Origin of the sequence: Acidocella facilis ATCC 35904 (assembly GCF_000687875.1) — a bacterium.
GTDB lineage: Bacteria > Pseudomonadota > Alphaproteobacteria > Acetobacterales > Acetobacteraceae > Acidocella > Acidocella facilis.
The window spans coordinates 90288-109725 of sequence record NZ_JHYG01000002.1 but is presented as its reverse complement, the minus strand read 5'-3'; the positions used below and the strand labels follow the sequence as shown (position 1 = coordinate 109725).

General features: G+C 65.9%; 15 protein-coding genes. 13 read left to right on the top strand and 2 right to left on the bottom strand.

What is annotated here, in order from left to right:
* Positions 1 to 45 precede the first annotated feature (45 nt).
* Both T331_RS0102970 and dld read left to right on the top strand, forming a co-directional pair.
* Complete coding sequence (locus tag T331_RS0102970; RefSeq protein ID WP_026438975.1) at positions 46 to 1653, top strand: L-lactate permease; 1608 nt, start codon at positions 46 to 48, stop codon at positions 1651 to 1653.
* 81 nt (positions 1654 to 1734) lie between these two features.
* Positions 1735 to 3447: a D-lactate dehydrogenase gene (dld, locus tag T331_RS0102965; protein ID WP_026438974.1), complete on the top strand. Its 1713-nt coding sequence runs from the start codon at positions 1735 to 1737 to the stop codon at positions 3445 to 3447.
* Between the two features lie 58 nt (positions 3448 to 3505).
* Here dld and T331_RS0102960 read toward each other — a convergent pair whose 3' ends face one another.
* Positions 3506 to 4918: a flavin-containing monooxygenase gene (locus tag T331_RS0102960; protein ID WP_035178997.1), complete on the bottom strand. Its 1413-nt coding sequence runs from the start codon at positions 4916 to 4918 to the stop codon at positions 3506 to 3508.
* 91 nt (positions 4919 to 5009) lie between these two features.
* Here T331_RS0102960 and T331_RS0102955 point away from each other — a divergent pair, with 91 nt between their 5' ends.
* Positions 5010 to 6233 (top strand): allantoate amidohydrolase, encoded by a 1224-nt coding sequence (locus tag T331_RS0102955; protein ID WP_026438972.1) that lies wholly within the window; start codon positions 5010 to 5012, stop codon positions 6231 to 6233.
* Positions 6234 to 6292: 59 nt separating this feature from the next.
* On the top strand, positions 6293 to 6979 hold the full coding sequence (locus T331_RS0102950) for a DUF6766 family protein (protein ID WP_155992582.1): 687 nt from the start codon (positions 6293 to 6295) through the stop codon (positions 6977 to 6979).
* Positions 6980 to 6982: 3 nt separating this feature from the next.
* On the opposite strand, the gene T331_RS0102945 is transcribed toward T331_RS0102950, so the two are convergent.
* Positions 6983 to 8197 (bottom strand): ArgE/DapE family deacylase, encoded by a 1215-nt coding sequence (locus T331_RS0102945; RefSeq protein ID WP_456049062.1) that lies wholly within the window; start codon positions 8195 to 8197, stop codon positions 6983 to 6985.
* A gap of 95 nt (positions 8198 to 8292) precedes the next feature.
* On the opposite strand from T331_RS0102945, the gene uraD reads away from it, so the two are divergent.
* From uraD to T331_RS0102890, 9 genes are all read left to right on the top strand, one after another.
* A complete protein-coding gene (gene uraD, locus T331_RS0102940; protein WP_026438969.1) occupies positions 8293 to 8760 on the top strand; it encodes a 2-oxo-4-hydroxy-4-carboxy-5-ureidoimidazoline decarboxylase in 468 nt (155 codons plus the stop codon).
* On the top strand, positions 8757 to 9065 hold the full coding sequence (locus tag T331_RS0102935) for a hydroxyisourate hydrolase (protein ID WP_026438968.1): 309 nt from the start codon (positions 8757 to 8759) through the stop codon (positions 9063 to 9065). The genes uraD and T331_RS0102935 overlap by 4 nt, the downstream gene beginning before the upstream one ends.
* Positions 9037 to 9978, top strand: a complete 942-nt coding sequence (gene puuE, locus T331_RS0102930) for an allantoinase PuuE (protein WP_051622060.1) — start codon at positions 9037 to 9039, stop codon at positions 9976 to 9978. Before T331_RS0102935 ends, puuE begins: the two co-directional genes overlap by 29 nt.
* Before the next feature lie 52 nt (positions 9979 to 10030).
* The gene (cydD, locus tag T331_RS0102925) at positions 10031 to 11749 is read left to right on the top strand and encodes a thiol reductant ABC exporter subunit CydD (protein ID WP_026438966.1); all 1719 of its coding nucleotides are present in this window, start codon (positions 10031 to 10033) and stop codon (positions 11747 to 11749) included.
* Positions 11742 to 13418, top strand: coding sequence for a thiol reductant ABC exporter subunit CydC (gene cydC, locus T331_RS0102920; RefSeq protein ID WP_026438965.1), 1677 nt, complete (start codon positions 11742 to 11744; stop codon positions 13416 to 13418). The genes cydD and cydC overlap by 8 nt, the downstream gene beginning before the upstream one ends.
* 390 nt (positions 13419 to 13808) lie before the next feature.
* Positions 13809 to 15419, top strand: a complete 1611-nt coding sequence (locus T331_RS0102915) for a cytochrome ubiquinol oxidase subunit I (RefSeq protein ID WP_026438964.1) — start codon at positions 13809 to 13811, stop codon at positions 15417 to 15419.
* Between the two features lie 13 nt (positions 15420 to 15432).
* A complete protein-coding gene (gene cydB / locus T331_RS0102910) occupies positions 15433 to 16572 on the top strand; it encodes a cytochrome d ubiquinol oxidase subunit II (RefSeq protein ID WP_026438963.1) in 1140 nt (379 codons plus the stop codon).
* Between the two features lie 17 nt (positions 16573 to 16589).
* Positions 16590 to 16781 carry a hypothetical protein gene (locus tag T331_RS0102905; RefSeq protein ID WP_026438962.1) on the top strand — a complete coding sequence of 64 codons (192 nt, stop codon included), beginning with the start codon at positions 16590 to 16592 and terminating at the stop codon, positions 16779 to 16781.
* A 291-nt stretch (positions 16782 to 17072) separates the two neighbouring features.
* Positions 17073 to 19361, top strand: coding sequence for an Orn/Lys/Arg family decarboxylase (locus T331_RS0102890; protein WP_026438961.1), 2289 nt, complete (start codon positions 17073 to 17075; stop codon positions 19359 to 19361).
* Positions 19362 to 19438: the final 77 nt, after the last annotated feature.

Below are 19438 nucleotides of genomic sequence, written 5' to 3'. Positions count from 1 at the left end.
ACCGGCCAGCACTCCAAGGACCATAATCAAATCACAGGGACAGAAATGTTCGCACAGCTCATCACCCCCATCGGGGGCAGTCTGGTTTTATCGTTTCTCGTGGCCGCGATTCCGGTGGCGCTGGTGCTGGTGCTGCTCGGCGTGCTGCGCCGGCCGGCCTGGCAGGCGGCTTTGGCCGGGCTCGCCGCCGCCTTCATCGTCGCGGTCGGCTTCTGGCAGCTGCCGGTGCATCTGGCGCTGGCGGCGGCGGCCAATGGCGCCGTATTCGCCGCCTGGCCGGTGATGTGGATCGTGCTGAACGCGCTGCTGCTTTATAATATCTCCGTCCGCGCCGGCTATTTCGAGGCCTTCCGCGCCTGGGTGATCAACCATCTGCCAAATGACCGCCGGGTGGTGCTGGTGGTGATCGGCTTCTGCTTCGGCGCCTTGCTGGAGGGTGTGGCCGGGTTCGGCACGCCGGTGGCCATTACCTCCTCGCTGCTGATGCTGGTCGGCTTTCCCGCGCTGGAAGCGCTGGTATTCGTGCTGATCTTCAACACCGCCCCGGTCGCCTTCGGCGCGCTGGGTGTGCCGGTGACGGTGCTGGGGGCGGTCACCGGCCTGCCCACCACCGCACTCGGCGCCATGCTCGGCCGCCAGCTGCCGGTGATCGCGCTGCTGCTGCCCTTCTATGTCATCACCATCTATGGCGGCTGGCGCTCGCTGAAGGCGCTCTGGCCGCTGCTGCTGGCCGCCGGCGGCTCCTTCGCGGCGATGCAGTTCATCGCCTCCAACCTGCTGGATTATGCGCTGACCGACGTGCTCTCCTCGCTCGGCTCGCTGGTCTTCACGCTGCTGTTCCTGCAGGTTTGGAAACCGAAACCCGACGCTGAATTCGCGATCAAGGACGAGGCGCTGCACGGGGCGGAATCCCACTCCAAGCGCAACCCCTGGAGCGGCTGGCTGCCCTGGGTGCTGGTCTCGGTCATCGTCATCGTCTGGACCAATCTGAACATCGCCGCCATCGGCGCGCAGAGCATCCATTGGCCGGGGCTGGACAAGGCGATCTCGATCACCCTCTACCATGCCAAGCCCTATGCCGCGGTCTATGGCTTCCAGCCGCTGGCCACCGGCACCGCGATTCTGCTAACCGCGCTGCTCACCGCCATGCTCGGCCGGGTCTCGCCGGGGGCGCTGCTCGGCTGCATCGGCGCCACGCTGAAGCAGATCTGGCTGGCGGTGGTGACGGTGATGTCCATCGTCGCCCTCGCCTATCTGATGAACTATTCAGGCCTCGCCTACACGCTGGGGGCCGGGGTGGCAGCCACCGGGCATTTCTTCATCCTGCTCTCGCCCTTCCTGGGTTGGGTGGCGGTGATGCTCTCCGGCTCCGATACCTCCGGCAATGCGCTGTTCGGCAATCTGCAGGTGGTCGCGGCCAGGCAGCTCAATCTCAGCCCGATCCTGATCGCCGCCACCAACTCCGCCGGCGGGGTGATGGGCAAGGTGATCTCGCCGCAGAACATCGCCACCGGCTGCAGCGTCACCGGCATGGCCGGGCAGGAGGGCAAGGTGTTCGCCCGGGTGTTCATCCATTCCATCGTGCTGACCCTGGCGCTGGCGGTGCTGGTGATTATCGAGCAGTATCTCATCCCCTGGGTGATCCCGGGCTGAACAAGCCAGCCCCGCGCCACGGGGCTGGCAAAACCAGTGAAACCGCCCAGAGTGGCGGCCACCGCAACAAGGACAGAACCCATGCCCGACCGCAACGCTGATCTGATCACCGCCCTGCAAGGCGCGGTCGGGGCCGGGCATGTGCTGACCGCGGAGGCCGCGACGCGCCGGTTTCGCACCGGCTATCGCTTTGGCACCGGCAAGGTGCTGGCGGTGGTGCGGCCGGGCAGCCTGGTCGAGCAATGGCGGGTGCTGCAGGCCTGCCACCAGGCCGGCGTCATCATCATCATGCAGGCCTCCAATACCGGCCTCACCGGCGGCTCCACCCCGGATGGCGATGAGTATGACCGGCCGATCGTGCTCATCAGCACCACCCGCATGGCAAAGATCCATCTGCTGGAGGGGGGGCGCCAGGTGGTCTGCCTGCCTGGCGCCACCTTGTTCCAGCTGGAGAAAACCTTACGCCCGCTGGGGCGCGAGCCGCATTCGGTCATCGGCTCCTCCTGCCTTGGCGCCTCGGTACTGGGCGGGATTTCCAATAATTCCGGCGGGGCGCTGATCCATCGCGGCCCGGCCTTCACCCAGCTGGCGATCTATGCGCGGGTGAATGAGGCGGGCGCCATTGAGCTGGTCAACCATATCGGGCTGCGCCTCGGCAACGACCCGGAAGCGATGCTCACTCGGCTGGAGCGCGGCGATTTCACCGCCGACGAAATCGAGCACCCGGCCGGCCGCGCCGCCTCGGACCCCGACTACGCCCAGCATGTCCGCGAGATCGACGCCGCCACCCCCGCCCGCTTCAACGCCGATCCGCGCCGGCTCTGCGAAGCCTCCGGCAGTGCCGGCAAGCTGATGATTTTCGCCGTGCGGCTGGATAGTTTCGCGGCGGAAAAAGAGACAGCGGTATTTTATATCGGCAGCAATGACGCGGCCGCGCTGACGCGCATCCGCCGCGACATTCTGGGTGGCTTCGCCAGCCTGCCGGTGGCGGGCGAATATATCCACCGCACCGCCTTCGACATCGCGGCTCTGTACGGCAAGGATACGGTGATCGCGATTGAGAAACTAGGCACCGACCGGCTGCCCGCCCTGTTCGCGGCGAAAGCGAAGTTCGATGCCTTTGCCTCGCGATTTTCATTTCTGCCGAAGGATCTCAGCGACCGGCTGATGCAGGCGGCGAGCAAGCTGTTCCCCCAGCATCTGCCCGCCCGGATGCGCGATTACCGGGACCGCTTTGAGCATCATCTGCTGCTGAAAATGTCCGGCCCCGGCATTGCGGAGGCGCGGACTTATCTTGCTTCACTGTTTCCCAGCGCTGGCGGGCATTTTTTCGAATGCACGCCGGAGGAAGGTGCGAAAGCCTTCCTGCACCGCTTCGCCGTGGCGGGGGCGGCGATCCGCTATCGCGCCATTCATCGCGACACGGTCTCGGACATTGTCGCGCTGGACGTGGCCCTGCGCCGCAACGACCAGGATTGGGTGGAGAGGCTCCCCGCGGAGATGGACGGCAAGCTGCTGCACAAGCTCTATTACGGGCATTTCTTCTGCCATGTGTTCCACCAGGATTATGTGGTGAAGGCCGGGCATGATCCGATCGCCATCGAGCATGAGATGTGGGGGCTGCTGGATGGTCGCGGGGCGGAATATCCGGCGGAGCATAATGTCGGCCATCTCTACCCCGCCAAGCCCGCACTGGCGGCGCATTACCAGGCGCTGGACCCATGCAACTGCTTCAACCCCGGCATCGGGCAAACCTCCAAGCTCTATTGCTGGGGCGAGGAAGAGGCTGCCTGAGTTATAAAAGTTTTTAGGGGGTCTTGGGGGGATTTTTTTCAAAACCTCCCCCCAATCTTCACGGCCAGACCCCGCTGAACTCCTCCTCCGCATAAGCCTTGTAATCCGCCAAAATCTCCGGCGCATCGTCGGTGAAAAGCTGCGAGACCACGCCATAAACCAGCTTCGGCGCGGCGAATTTCATGCCTGAGAGCGCCGAGGCGGAGAGCCCCAGGCTCGCCAGCGCCGCATAGTTGAAATTGAACAGCCCGTGCAGCCGGTCAGCGCCGTCCGGCGTCTTCGCGGTGAAGGAAAAATCCCTGGCAAGATAAGGATGATCGTCGATCAAGGGGTTCGGCTTCGGGGCCTGGTATTTATCCCGCCAGCAGGCGATATCCCCGGCCAGCGCCGCCAGCTCCGGCCGCAGCCGCGCATCGGTCAACAGCCCGGTGGAGAGCACCAGGAAGTCGAACAGGTAGGTGGCCTTCGGCGTCGTCACCTCCACCCCATCCGGTGTCTCCCGCACTGAAAGCCAGGGCTCGCCGGGATGGAAGGAGAAGCCTTCATAGGCGCAGGCGCGGTTGAAGGTGTCATTGGTCGGCGGCTGGTTGAAGGAGAGGAAATGGTCGATGCCGTCATAGCGCTGGGCATCGCTCAGATCCGAAAAATGCCCGAGGAAACCGGCATTTTCCATGAAACGGATCGGGTTGATCTTGGGCAGCGCCGGCTTGCGGATAAACACCTGCACGCGCCCCACGCCCTCCCCCAACGCGAACTGCGCATTGTCAAAGGCCGAGGCGCCGCCGCCGAGAATGCCGATGCGCTTGCCCTGCATCGCGGCATAATCCACCGCCTCCGAGGTATGGGCGTAGCGGGATTTCGGCAGCGTCTTGATGAAATCCGGCGTGTGCCACTCACCGCCGCCCTGAATGCCGGTGGCCAGCACCACCTTGCGCGCCAGCAGCGCCGAACCGCCGGCATGCACGCGAAACAGCCCGCGTTGCACCGGCTCGATCAGCGTCACCTTCGCCTCATTGCGCACCGGAATCCCCAGAATCCGGCGATACCAGATCAGATAGCGCATCCAGGCCGCGCGCGGGATCTTGCCCAGCGCCTCCCAGCCTTCGGCGCCATATTGCGCCTCCCACCAGGCGCGGAAGGTGAGCGAGGGCACGCCGAGATCCACCGAGATCAGATGTTTGGGCGTACGAAGCGTCACCATCCGGGCATAAGTCACCCAGGGGCCTTCCTGGCCCTCCGGGTTTTCGTCCAGCACCAGGATATTCTCCACCTTCTCGCGCACCAGCCCGAAAGCCGCCGCCAGCCCGCTCTGCCCGCCGCCGACGATCAGCACGTCATACACATGCCCCTCCGGGTGGCGATGCGGGCGCACCCAGGGCCTGGCCGGGTAATCCAGACAGGCCAGATCATGCCGGACCCGCGCCGCCAGCTCTGTCAGCGCCTCGCTCTTCGGGGGAGAGATCTGGTCCATCCTTGGGCACTCCTTCACGCTGCCTGCGCCGGGTAAATGCTAGCGAGCCATCTTATTGCGGGCAATCGCTATCTGCGGCTAGTTTTTGGGCATGACCCAGAGCCTTGGCGCCATCGCCGTCTCCCGTTGCGACCTGTTCAAGCAACCGCCTTACAGCGAGGCGGCAGGCGCCCTCACCCGCCGCTTCCTCACCCCGGCCCACAAAGCCGCGCTGGAGAGGCTGACCGGCTGGATGCGGGAGGCCGGGATGAGCACGCGGCTGGACGCGGCGGGCACGCTGATCGGCCGGTATGAGGGCACCGGCGCGGCCACCGTGCTGATCGGCTCGCATATCGACAGCGTGCGCGATGCCGGCGCCTATGATGGGGCGCTGGGGGTGATGCTGGGGCTGGGCGTGGTCGAGGACCTGGCCCGGCAAGGCAAGCGCCTGCCCTTCGCCATCGAAATCCTGGCCTTTGGCGATGAGGAAGGCTCGCGCTTCCACGCCTCGATGACCGGCAGCCGCTACCGCGCCGGCACGCTGACGGGGGACCCCACCACCCTGCTGGACGAAGACGGCATCTCGATGGGCGAGGCGATGCGCGGCTTCGGGCTGGACCCGGCCGCCCTGTGCCAGCCCCCGCCGCGCGGCGATGTGCGGCTCTATCTGGAAGCGCATATCGAACAAGGCCCGGTGTTGCAGGCGGAAAATCTGCCGCTGGGCATCGTCACCGGCATCGCCGCGCAGACGCGCCTGGCCGTGACCCTCATTGGCATGGCTAACCATGCTGGCACCACTCCGATGGGGCTGCGCCGGGACGCGCTGGCCGCCGCCGCCGAGGCGGTGCTGCTGGTCGAGCGTATCGCGACACGGGAGGGCATCGTCGGCACCGTCGGCGCGCTCAGCGTGGCCCCTGGGGTGGGCAATGTCATCCCCGGCTTGGTCAGCTTCTCGGTCGATCTGCGCGCCCCGCTGGCGGGCCCGCGCGATGCGGCGGAACAGGAATTCCGCGACGGGCTGGCGGCACTCTGCGCCCGGCGCGGCATCGGCCAGGAGGTGAAAACCGTCCAGCAGCTCGCCCCCTGCCTGTGCGACGAGACGGCCCAGCGCCTGCTGGCGGAGAGCATCGCCGCGCAAGGCGGGCGCCCCTTCGCCCTCGCCTCCGGCGCCGGGCATGACGCGATGAGCATGGCCGCCCTCTGCCCCGTGGCCATGCTGTTCATCCGCTGCCGGGACGGGGTCAGCCACAACCCTGCCGAACATGTCACGCCCGAGGATGTGGACGCGGCGGCGCGGGTGATGCTGGGTTTCCTGGAGCGCCTCGCCGCGCGCTGAACCATCTTCCTTGCGGCCTTGGCGGACATATATCTGCAAGACCCGCTCAGAGGATGCGCATGTCCAGCCTGACCACCCCGTTGAACGAGAGTCTCGGCAACCGCCTTCGCAAGCTCTGGCGCGATGACGGGCTCTCCATTGCCTTCTTCACCCTGTTCATCCTCTGCCTGATCCCGCAGGGGCTCACCGGCTGGGTCGATTATAATGGCAGCCTGAAAGAAGCGCATTTTCCGGCGATTTCACTCGGGACCTATCTGCGCACTGGCAATTTTCTGGATGGCGCCTTCAGCAACTGGCAGGCGGCGATCCTGCAGCTGGCGGTGCTGATCGCCTTCAGCGCGGTGCTGCGGCAGAAAGGTGCCGCGCATTCGCGCAAGCCTGCCGGCCTGAGCCAGCGCACGGTCTATTGGAAGCTGCGCCGGCAGGATAATCTGGCCGACACGCTCTATGCCAATTCGCTGTCCCTGGCGTTCATCGCCATGTTCGTCATCGCCTTCGGGCTGCATCTGCTGTTCGGCAGCTGGCGTTATAACGAGCAGCAAACGCTGCAGCATCTGCCAACCCTCTCCACCCTGGCCTATGCCGGCAGCGCGGATTTCTGGTTCTCGGTGTTCCAGTGCTGGGAGGCCGAGTTCGGCGCCATCGGCCTCTATGTCGTGCTCAGTATCTTCCTGCGCCAGGAGAACTCGCCGGAATCCAAGAAGGTGGAGGCGCAGGATGGAGAGACCGGCGAGACCAATGAATAGGCCTCACCCCAACAAATCCGCCAGCGCCAGCGCCACCACCTTGGTCGCGCGGTGCAGGTCCGCCAGGGGCAGCCGCTCATCCGCACGATGCGCGTTGGCTTCCTCGATGCTGCGCGGCCCGGCACCGTAGAGCACGATCGGCACGCCGGCGGCGGCGTAATGGCGGGCATCGGTGTAAAGCGGCACGCCGGTAGTGCCGATTTGCTCGCCGTAAATCTCCGTGGCGCGGCGGCTCAACGCCTCCGCCAAGCGCTCGCTCCCCGGCAGCGGGGTGAGCGGGAGCGCCAGCAGCACCTGGCGGATCTCCACCCGCGCCCCTGCAACCTCCGTCACCGCCTGTTCGATCAGCGCGCGCAAGCCCGCCTCCACGGCCGCCGGGTCTTCGTCCGGGGTGATGCGCCGGTCCAGGCGCAGCGTGATCTTGTCCGGCACCACATTGGTGTTGATGCCGCCGGAAATCAGCCCCACGGTGAGCCCCGGCGCGCCGATGCCGGGAATGGCGGAGGGCTGGCCACGCAGGCGCGCCCGCTCGGCATAGAGCGCGTTGAGCACGCAGGTTGCCGCCTGCAGCGCGTCGATCCCGGTTTCCGGCTTCGCCGCATGGGCGGAGCGGCCCAGCACCGTCACTTCCAGATGTAGGCAGCCATTATGCGCGGTGACGACATTATAGGAAAACCCGGCGGCGATCGCCGCATCCGGCTTTGAAATCCCCTCCGCCAGCAGCCAGCCGGGGCCGATCTCCCCGCCCGTCTCCTCATCATAGGTGATGTGCAGCTCGATCGTACCCTTCAGCGCCAGCTTGCTCTCCTTCAGCGCCTTCAGCGCGAAAGCGTAGGAGGCGATGTCGGATTTGGAGACGGCGGCGCCGCGCCCATACATCCAGCCGTCGCGGATCTCGGCCCCGTACGGGTCCGCGCTCCAGCCTTCGCCGGGCGGCACCACGTCACCATGGGCGTTGAGCGCGATGGTCGGGCCGGGGCCGAAGCCGTGGCGGACGATGAGATTGGTGCAGCTGACCATGCCATGCGCCCGCACCAGCGCCTCTGGGACCACATGACGTTCCACGTGGAACCCTAACCGCTCCAGCAGCGCCGCTGTCATCGCCGCGTGCGGGGTGCAGTCCCCGGCCGGGTTGTCGGACGGGTGGCGGACCAGTTCGGCGAGAAACTCCTCCCGGCTGGCATCATGCATATCGATCAGATCGGTCAGGCTCTTCATCATCTCAGTCCCGGTTGCGCCCTTGGGCTATCAGCGCCACTATGCGGGGGTGAGTGATTTTCGCCAAGCGTGTCGCGAAATTCCCGGAGGTCGACATGATCGCTGAGTCCGGCCCGTATCTCGGCCTGTTCGAGCATTCCCCCTGGGTGGTGGAACGGGCCTTCACAACCTCTCCCTTTCCGGACAAGGCCAGCCTGCACGCCGCCTTGGTGGCGGTGGTGGCGGACGCATCGGAGGCCGAGCAGCTCGCCTTGATCCGCGCCCATCCCGAGCTTGGCGCAGGCCAGGCGGACCTCACCGCCGCCTCCCAGGCCGAGCAGCAAAAGGCGGGGTTGCGGGCGCTGAGCGCCGAGGAATTCGCCCGCTTCACCGCGCTGAACGCCGCCTACCGGGAAAAATTCGGCTTTCCCTTCATCATCTGCGTGCGGCTGCAGCCCGGCAAGGCGGCCATTCTGGAGGCCTTCGCCAAACGGCTTGAACATGACCCGGTCACGGAAAAGGAGACCGCCTTGCGCGAAATCGGCCATATCACTTGGTTGCGGCTGCAGGACATCACGCCATGAAGGGCCTCACCACCCATGTGCTGGATGTCGTCCAGGGCTGCGGCGCGGCGGGGATGCAGGTGGAGCTGCACGCGCCGGGCGGGGCGGTGACCGCGGTGACGCTGGATGAAGGCGGGCGCGCCTGCCTGGCCGAATCCCTCGTCGCCGGCGCCTATGAGCTGCGCTTCCACGCCGCCGGCTATCGCAGGGCGGCCGAGTTTTACGACATCATCCCGGTGCGCATTCTGGTGCATGAGCCCGCGCGCCATTACCATGTCCCTTTGATATTGAGCGCCTATGGCTATTCCACCTATCGCGGCGGCTAACAGCCCTGCCTACCCGCGTGACCTTCCCGGCTATGCCGGCCACCCGCCGCGCGTCACCTGGCCGGGCGGGGCCAAGCTGGCGCTGAGCTTCGTGCTGAATTACGAGGAGGGCGCGGAAAACTCCGTGCTGCACGGCGATGAAGGGGCGGAGACCTTCCTCTCCGAGATTGTCGGCGCCGCCCCGGTGCCGGGAATGCGCCATCATTCCATGGAAAGCCTCTATGATTACGGGGCACGGGCCGGGTTCTGGCGCATCCGCAAGCTGTTCGAGGCGCACGGGCTGCCGCTCACCGTGTATGGCGTGGCGATGGCGATGCAGCGCAACCCGGAGGCGGTGGAGGCGATGCTGAAATCCGGCTGGGAGATCGCCAGCCACGGCTATCGCTGGATCAATTACCAATATGTGCCGGAAGAGATCGAGCGCGACCATATGCAGCGCGCCATCGAGATCATCACCGCGCTTACCGGCCATCGCCCGCTCGGCTGGTACACCGGCCGCACCAGCCCCAACACGGCGCGGCTGGTGGTCGAGGAAGGCGGTTTTGTGTATGACGCGGATTCTTACGCGGATGACCTGCCTTATTACGACACCACATGGGGCAAGCCGCAGCTGATCCTGCCCTACACGCTGGACACCAACGATATGCGCTTCGCCGCGGTGCAGGGCTTCAATACCGGCGCGCATTTCGTCACCTACATCAAGGACGCCATCGACGCGCTGCGGCTGGAAGGCGAGAGCTGTCCGAAAATGCTCTCCATCGGGCTGCATTGCCGCATCATCGGCCGGCCGGGGCGCATCGGCGCGCTGCGGCAGATTCTGGATTATGTCGCCTCCCTGCCGGATGTCTGGGTGGCGCGAAGGATCGAGATTGCCCGGGAATGGCAGCGCCAGGTGCCGCCGCCGGAAGCGTGAGGATTTGATATATATCTTGGCGGTATCCCCCGCGCCGGGTTAGCTCGCCGGCATGAGTGACCGCATGGATCCGCGCCTGATGCGCGAAGGCAAGCGCGCCCGGGGCGCGCTCTATGGCAGCATCGGGCTGGGGCTGCTCTCCGCCTGGGTGGTGATCGGCCAATCCGTGCTGCTGGCCAAGCTGGTCACCGCCATCTCCTTCCTGCATCAGCCGCTGAGCCGGCTGGAGACGCCGCTTTTGCTGCTGGCCCTGCTGTTCGGGCTGCGCGCACTGCTCACCTATGGCGCCGAGCGCCTGGCCAGCCGCGCCTGCCTGACCATCAAAACCGGGCTGCGCGCCGCCTTGCTGGAGCGGCTATTCGCGCGCGGCCCGGCCGAGGGGGCGGCCAGCGCCGAGCACGCCACCGTGCTGCTGGACGGGGTGGAGGCGCTGGAGCCCTATTTCGCCCGCTATCTGCCGCAGATGTATCTCTGCGTCGCGGTGCCGCTGGCCATCCTCGCCTTCGTGTTCTCGCTGGACTGGATCAGCGGGCTGGTGCTGCTGGTCGCGGGGCCGTTGATCCCGCTCTTCATGGTGTTTGTCGGCTACCGGGCGGAGGCGATCAATCAGCGCCAATGGCTGAAGCTGCTGGCGCTGGGTACGCATTTCCTGGATGTGCTGCAGGGGTTGACCACGCTGAAGCTGTTTGGCCGGGCGCGCGATGAGATCGCCATCATCGCCCGGATTTCGGACGATTATCGCCGCACCACCATGGATGGGCTGCGCATCGCCTTTCTCACCAGCGCGGTGCTGGAGTTTTTCGCCTCGCTGGCGATCGCGCTGGTGGCGGTTTTGTTCGGGGCGCGGCTGATCCACGGGCATTTCGATTTCTACCCGGCCTTTCTGGTGCTGCTGCTGGCCCCGGAATATTTCGTGCCGCTGCGCGGGCTTTCGGTGCATTACCATGCCAGGATGAGCGCCATTGCCGCCGCGCGGCAGATTTTCAGCCTTCTGGACGCGCCCGTGCCCGCGCGCGGCAGCGCCGCGCTGGCGCCGGCTGAGGAATATGAGATGGCCTGCGAAAAGCTGAGCTTCGCCTATGACGGGCGTATTGTGCTGCAGGATATCACCGCCCGTTTTCCCGCCGGCAGCACCACGGTGATCGTCGGTGCCAGCGGCGCCGGCAAGACCACGCTCTCGCGCCTGCTGCTCGGGTTTCTCACCCCCAGCGCCGGGCGAATTCTGGTGAATGGGCAGGATCTGGCCGAGATCGACCCGGAGAGCTGGTGGCGGGCCCTGGCCTGGGTGCCGCAAAGCCCGCGCCTGTTCAAAGGCAGTGTCGAGGATAATCTGGCTCTGGGCCTGCCCGCGCGGGATTTCGCGGGGCTGCGCAACGCCGCCGCGCGCGCCCATGCCTATAATTTCATTCAGAGCCTGCCCGGCCAGTTCGGCGCGGCGATCGACGAGGGCGGCGCCAATATCTCCGGCGGCGAAACCCAGCGCCTGGCCCTGGCCCGCGCCTATGCCCGCCAGGCGAAGCTGCTGATTTTGGACGAGGCCACCGCCAGCCTGGATGCAGGGACCGAGGCGGCGATCCTGGACTCGATGGAGCAGGGGGCGGGTGTGACCGCCATCATCATCGCGCACCGGCTGACCCTGGCCGAACGGGCGGATCAAATTCTGGTGCTGCAGGAGGGCCGGCTGGTGCAGGCCGGCACCCATGCGAGCCTGGCTGCAATCCCCGGCCCCTATCGGGACATGCTGCGGACCCGGGAGGCGGCCTATGTCTGACATCTGGCGCCTGATCCGCCTGACCGCGCCGCGCAAAGGCTGGATGCTGGCCGGGCTGGGGCTGGCCACGCTCACCTTGCTGGCGAATTTCGGGCTGCTCGCCCTCTCCGGCTGGTTCCTCGCCGCCACCGCCGCCGCCGGCCTGGCCGGTTATGCGGCGCAGAACGCGTTCAATTTCTTCACCCCCTCGGCGATGGTGCGGTTTTTCGCCACGCTGCGCGTCGGCTCGCGCTATGCTGAGCGGCTGGTCACGCATGAAGCCACCTTCCGGCTGCTGGCGGATCTGCGGGTCTGGTTCTACACGCGGCTGGAGCCGCTGGCCCCCGCCGCGCTGCAGGGGCAGCGCAGCGCGGATCTGCTGGGGCGCATCGTCTCCGATATCGACACGCTGAATTTATTCTATCTGCGGGTGTTCGTGCCGGTGCTGACCGCTCTGGCGGCCGCGCTGCTGATGGCTTCGTTCTTCGCGTTTTTCTCGGTGCCGGCGGCTTTGGCGCTGATCCTCGGGCTGGGCTTGAATGGCGCCCTCGCCCCGGTGCTGACGGCGCGGCTTGGCGCCGGGCCGGGGGCGGCGATCACCCGGCTGAATTCGGGTTTGCGGGCCGAATATGTCGAGGCGCTGCAAGGCATGGGGGAGCTGCTGGTGAGCGGCGCGGCGCCCGCGATGCAAGCCCGCGCGGCGGCGCTGAATGAAGAGCTGGCGGCCGCCCAGGCGCGGCTGGGTGGTGTCGCCGCGTTGGGGGCATCCCTCTCCGGGCTGGCGGCGAATGCGACGCTGCTGGCGGTGCTGGTGTTCGGCGCGCGCCGCTTTGAGGCGGGCGGGCTTGGCGCCGCCCAGGTGCCGATGCTGCTGCTCGGCGCCATGGCCGCCTTCGAGGCCACCGCCCCGCTTCCCGGGGCGCTGAATTATCTCGGCCAGATCAAAACCGCCGCACGGCGCATTTTCGCGCTGGCGGACCAGATGCCGCCGATCAGCCCGCCCGCCACCGCCGCCCCGGCGTTGCAGCGCTACGATCTGGAGCTGGCGGGGGTCGATCTGGCTTATGATGGCGGCCGCAAGGTGCTGGATGGGTTCAGCCTGAGCCTGCCGCAGGGGCGGCATGTCGGGATTGTCGGCGTCTCCGGGTCAGGCAAATCCACGCTGATCAATCTGCTGCTGCGCTTTCATGAGTACCAGGCGGGCACGGCGCGGTTGGGCGGGGTGGATCTGCGGGCATTTTCCAGCGCGCAGATGGCGCGCCATGCCACCATCATCTCCCAGCGCAGCCATCTGTTTCATACCAGCATCCGGGATAATCTGCTGCTGGCCAATGGTGCGGCGGATGAGGCGGCACTCTGGCACGCGCTGGAGGTGGCGCAGCTGGCGGATTTCGTGCGCGGGCTGGCGCAGGGGCTGGATCATCTGGTGGGCGAAGGCGGGGCCAGCCTGTCCGGTGGGCAGGCAAGGCGCATCGCGCTGGCCCGCGCCGTGCTCAAGCCGGCGCCGTTGCTGATCCTGGACGAGCCGACCGAGGGGCTGGATGTGGAGACCGAGCGCGCCTTCCTGGCCGATCTGGCCCCGCTGCTGGCCGGGCGCAGCGTGCTCTACATCACCCACCGCCCGGCCGGGCTGGCGCTGATGGATGAGGTGTATGAGCTGCGGGACGGCAAGGCGGTTCGCCAGCGGTAGGCCCCAGATCAGCATTCACCCAGCCATTATCTCGATCCCTGGCCACTTCGTCTTTTGCCTGGGGGGTCAAGGGCGCGCGGCTTTGCCGCGCGGCGCCGCAGGCGCGTTTACCCCTTGATGCCCCAGGCAAAAGACGAAAGCCTGAAATGATCGAAACAATGCTGATCCTTCAACGCGTTGAAGCCGAAAGGCCAATCTCCAAGAGCCCAACGGCGCGGAACGCCTGAAAACCGCGCGCCATGCCCGCAGCGAAGGTCAGCAATTCACCGCAATCCTCCGGCCCTGCCCGCTCTCCACCCGGAATTTGACAGAGATCAAGCCGCGTTTTGCCGGCACCGCCTATACCCGGTCCGCTTGGTTAAAGTTTTTCCACAACTGGAGAGGGCGGTCATGCCGTTAATCGATCCGAGTGTCGTCGATCTATCGCGTTTGCAATTCGCGTTGACGGCGCTCTACCACTTCCTGTTCGTGCCGTTGACTCTCGGCATGACCTTCCTGCTCGCCGCGATGGAGACGGTCTACGTCATCACCGGCAAACAGATCTACAAGGACATGACCCAGTTCTGGGGCAAGCTCTTCGCGATCAATTTCGCCATCGGCGTCGCCACCGGCCTGACGATGGAATTCGAGTTCGGCACCAACTGGTCGATGTACTCGCATTTCGTCGGCGACGTGTTCGGCACCCCGCTGGCGATCGAGGGGCTGATGGCCTTCTTCATGGAATCCACCTTCATCGGCTTGATGTTCTTCGGCTGGGACCGGCTCTCCCGCCCGGGGCATCTCGCCGTCACCTATCTGACGGCGCTGGGCTCCAACCTCTCGGCGCTGTGGATCCTGGTTGCCAACGGTTTCATGCAGAACCCGCAAGGGGCGAGCTTTAATCCCGACACGATGCGCATGGAGTTCAACTCCTTCCTGAAGCTGGTGTTCAGCGAGGATGCGCAGGCGAAATTCGTGCACACCTCCATCGCCGGGTTCGTCACCGGGGCGCTGTTCGTGATGGGCATTTCCGCCTTCTACATTCTGCGCAAGCAGCATCGTGAGCTGGCCGCGCGCTCCTTCCGCATGGCTGCCCTGTTTGGCATCATCTCCTCGCTGGCGGTGGTGACATTGGGCGATGCGCTGGGGCGGCTGGATTATCTGGTGCAGCCGACCAAGATCGCCGCGATCGAGGGGCTGTGGCAGGATAGTGCCGCCAATGGTTCGGCGGCCTCCGCGCCCTGGCTGCTGTTTGCCCTGCCCGACCAGGCGAAGCAGACCAACTATGCCGAAATCGGCGTGCCTTATGTGCTGGACCCGCTGATCGCGCATTCCTTCAACACCAACATCCCCGGCCTGATCTCGCTGGAACAGCAGGCCGGCCCGCGGATTGCGAAAGGCATCGTGGCGCTGAACGCGCTGCAGGCCTATGGCAAGGACCATGACGCCGCCGCCCTCGCCACCTTCAAGGCGAATGAAAGCGACATGGGCTATGGCTTCCTGGCGCAGCGCTACGCGCCGAACCAGGATCTGAACCTGATCACCCCGGCCAATCAGGGCGCCATCATCGCCCAGGCGGAGAAGGACACCATCCCCAACGTGCCCGTCACCTTCTGGTCCTTCCGGATCATGATGGCGCTGGGCTTCTTCTTCGTCGGGCTGTTCGCCTTCGCGGCCTTCTACAGCCTGAAGAACCAGCTGGAGCGGCATCCGCTGCTGCTGAAGCTGTGCGTCTGGTCGATCCCGCTGCCGATCCTGGCCTGCGAGTTCGGCTGGATCACCGCCGAGGCCGGGCGCCAGCCCTGGTCGGTCTATGGCTATCTGCCGACCTTCCAGGCGGCCTCCAGCCATGGGCTCGGGTACATGGTGTTCTCGCTCATCGGCTTCGCGCTGCTCTACAGTGCCTTCATCGCCGCTGAATTGTACCTGATGTTCAAGTTCGCCCGCCTGGGTCCGCAGCCGCACCATGCCGCCGCGCCCGAGGCTACGCCGGCGCCGATGTTCGCCACCCCGGCCGAGTAAAGGAGCGTTTATCATGGAACTCTATGTTGTTCTGAAAGTGATCTGGGCGGTGCTGCTGGGGGTGCTGCTCTCCGGCCTCGCCGTGATGGTCGGCATGGATATGGGGGTCGGCAGCCTGCTGCGCTTTGTCGGCCGCAATGATGTGGAGCGCCGGGTGGCGCTCAACATCATCGGCCCGCATTGGGATGGCAACCAGGTCTGGTTCATCCTGGGCGGCGGGGCGATTTTCGCCGCCTTCCCCACCCTCTATGCCACCTCTTTCTCGGTGTTCTACGTGGTGATGATCCTGCTGCTGTTCAGCATGATCATGCGCCCGGTGGCCTTCGAGTATCGCTCCAAGGTGGATGCCGGCAAATGGCGCGGCACCTGGGACTGGGCATTCCTGATCTCCGGTGCGGTGCCGATGATCGTCTACGGCGCCGCCTTCGGCAATGTGATGCAGGGTGTTGGCTATCATTATGGCTGGGACGGGCAGTATTATCAGGATGAGAGCTTCATCTGGTATCTGCTCAACCCGTTCGCGCTGATGTGCGGCGTGATGTCGCTGGCTCTGTCCATCCAGCAGGGCGGCACCATGCTGATGCTGCGCGGCGAGCAGCCGATCTATGGCCGCGCCCGCAAGGCGGCCATCGGCGGCGGGCTGGTCGGCGGCATCCTGTTCCTGGCCGGCGGGCTGTGGCTCGGCCATCTCACCGGCTTTGCCTATACCAGCGCGGTTGACCCGAATGCCGCCGCCACCCCGCTCACCGGCCCCAGCGTGGCGCCTGTGGTCGGCGCCTGGATGCATAACTACGCATCCTACCCGCTGCTCTGGGTGCTGCCGGCGCTGGGTCTCGTCGGCATGTTCGGCGCGGCGCTGTTGAACCTGGCGGGCAAGCCGGTGCTGGCCTGGTGGCTGGGAGCAATCGGCTGGATCGGCGCGATCTTCACGACGGGGGCGAGCATGTTCCCCTTCCTGATGCCCTCGACCACCAACCCGAGCCAGAGCCTGACCGTGTGGAACGCCTCCGGCAGCGAATATAATCTCGGCTGGATGCTGTTCTTCGCGCTGGTCTTCACGCCGATCATCATCTGCTACACCTCCTGGTGCTTCTACGTGATGCGCGGAAAAGTAAAGGCTTCCGCGGTGGCGCATGACGAGCACAGCTATTAAGTAGAAAGGGCAACGAAATGGGTAAATTATTCACCTTCGTGGGCCTCGGCGTGGTGCTTGCTCTGGCATTGCTGCTCGCCGTGGTGGCTGGGGATTACGGTCCCTGGTATTTCGCCTGGATTGTCGGCACGGTGATGATCGTGCTGATCGCGGGCTGCGGTGCCGTCATGTACGACGCCCAGCACGAAAACGGGACAGGAGAGATCTGATGCCGGTCGAGCTGGAAAGCCTGATTGTCTTTATCCCCTTCCTGTATCTGGGGCTTTTGGGTATCGCCTATCTGTACACCCGGAGGAAGTTCCCCTAACCCCTTGGGATGCTTCCGGGCCAAGGCCGCGCCGGCGTTCTCCACCGCCGGCGCGGTTGTTTTTTGGGGGCATCCCGATCAGCCGGCGGCGTGGTGTGCCATATCCACCAAACTAGCTTCCATGGTGCCGGCATAGGGCTGGACAGCGGCGCGCAAACGCCATCCAATCCCGAAAGCCGCAAAAGGGAGCATCATGGCCAGGACGGAACAGACAGGCAAACGCATCGCCCGCAACGTGCTGCTGGTCTGCGACCGGCTGCACGAGCCCTCTTCGCCGGGCCGGGCCGCCCGCGCGCTGCAAGAGGATCTGACAGCGCATGAGCTGAACCCGGTTATCGCCCTCTCCACCGCCGCGGCGCATGAGGCGATCGAGGCGGACCCACATTTGCAGGCGCTGCTGCTGGACTGGGATCTGCACCAGGACCCGAGCCATACCCAGGCGCGCGAGGTGCTGGCGGCGTTGCGGGCCCGCAATGCCAAGCTGCCGGTATTCCTGTTGGCGACGCGCGAGGCCGCGCCCCACGTGCCAGCGGAGGTGATGCGCGAGGCGGACGGTTTCATCTGGCTGCTGGAGGATTCGATGGAATTCGTCAGCACCCGGATTCTGGAGGCGGTGCGCCGCTACCGGCTGGCATTGCTGCCGCCAATGTTCGGGGCGCTGGCGAAATTCGCCGACGAGGCGGAATATTCCTGGCACACACCCGGCCATACGGGCGGCTCCGCCTTTCTGCGCTCCCCCGCCGGGCGGATGTTCTATGATTATTTCGGCGAGAAGCTGCTGCGGGCGGATCTCTCGATCTCGGTGGCGGCGCTGGGCTCGCTGCTCGACCATACCGGGCCGATCGGCGATGCCGAGCGCTATGCCGCCTATGTGTTCGGGGCGCAGCGCTCCTATTTCGTCACCAACGGCACCTCCACCGCCAACCGGGTGGTGTTCACCGCCTCGGTGGCGCGCGGCGAAACCGTGCTGGCGGATCGCAACGCGCATAAATCCATCGAGCATGGGCTAGCACTCACCGGGGCAAGGCCGGCCTATCTGCTGCCCTACCGCAACCATCTGGGCATGATCGGGCCGATCCCGCCGGCGTCGCTGACCAGGGAGGCGATCGCGCATAACCTCGCCAGCTCGCGCCTGACCGCCGGCCAGGACGCGCGGCCGGCCTTGGCCATCGTCACCAACTCCACCTATGACGGGCTGTGCTACAATGCCGCACGGGTTGAGGAATTGCTCAGCCCCTCGGTGGACCGGATTTTGTTCGACGAAGCCTGGTTCGGCCATGCCCGTTTCAACCCGCTTTACGAAAACCACTACGCCATGCGCGGCGACCCGGCGGGGCGCGACAGCACCGGCCCCACCATCTTCGCCACCCAATCCACCCATAAGCTGCTGGCGGCCCTCTCCCAGGCCTCGATGGTGCATCTGCGCGAGGGGCGGGTGCCGATCGAGGCGGTGCGGTTCAATGAATCGCTGATGATGCACGCCTCCACCTCGCCCAACTACGCCATCATCGCCTCCACCGATATCAGCTCGGCGATGATGGATGGCGCCGGCGGGCAGCTGCTGACCTCGGAGGCGATCGCCGAGGCGGTCGCCTTCCGGCAGACCGTGGCGCGGCTGCAGGCGGGCTTTCTGGAAAAAGGCGACTGGTTCTTCGGCGTCTGGCAGCCGGATTTCGTGCGCGACGGGACGTTGCGCCTGCCCTTCGCCGATGCGCCGCCGCAGCTTCTCGCCAGCAGCCAGGCCTGCTGGGCGCTGGAGCCGGGGGCAGACTGGCACGGCTTTGCCGGGCTGGAGCCAGGCTATTGCCTGCTCGACCCGATCAAGGTGACGCTGACCACTCCGGGCATGGGGCGGGACGGCAAGCTGGAGCCGCAGGGTATTCCAGCACCCTTGTTGGCGCATTATCTCGCGGAACACGGCATCACCCCGGAAAAGACCGCGCATTTCTCCATCCTGTTCCTGTTCTCCATCGGCGTGACCAAGGGCAAATGGGGCTCGCTGGTGAGCGCGCTCTTGGATTTCAAACGCGATTACGACGCCAACACCCCGCTCACCCGCGCCCTGCCCGCCCTCTGCGCCGCGCACCCGGCCGCCTATGGCGCGCTGGGGCTGAAAGAGCTGGGCCAGGCGATGTTCAAGGCGATGGGCGAGACCGGCTATCCGGAAAAACTGCAGGAAGCCTATAACGCGCTGCCACTGCCGGAGATGATCCCGGCGGAAGCGCATGACCGGCTGATCCGCGGCGAAGGCGGCATGGCAGGGCTGGCCGCTTTGGCCGGGGGGGTCGCCGCCACCGCCATCGTACCCTACCCGCCGGGCATTCCGCTGCTGATGCCGGGCGAGACTTTCGGCACCGTAGATGGGCCGGTGCTGCGCTATCTGGCGGCATTGGAGCGCTTCGACCGGCAATTTCCCGGCTTCGGGCACGATACGCACGGGGTGGAACCGGCGCCGGGCGGGTATCAGGCGCTGCGCTATTGAACGCGGGTGTCACGGGAGCTTCACGCAACCGGGCTTGTCCGCCCGGGGCACAAGGCCCATGCCGTGCCGCACGGCGG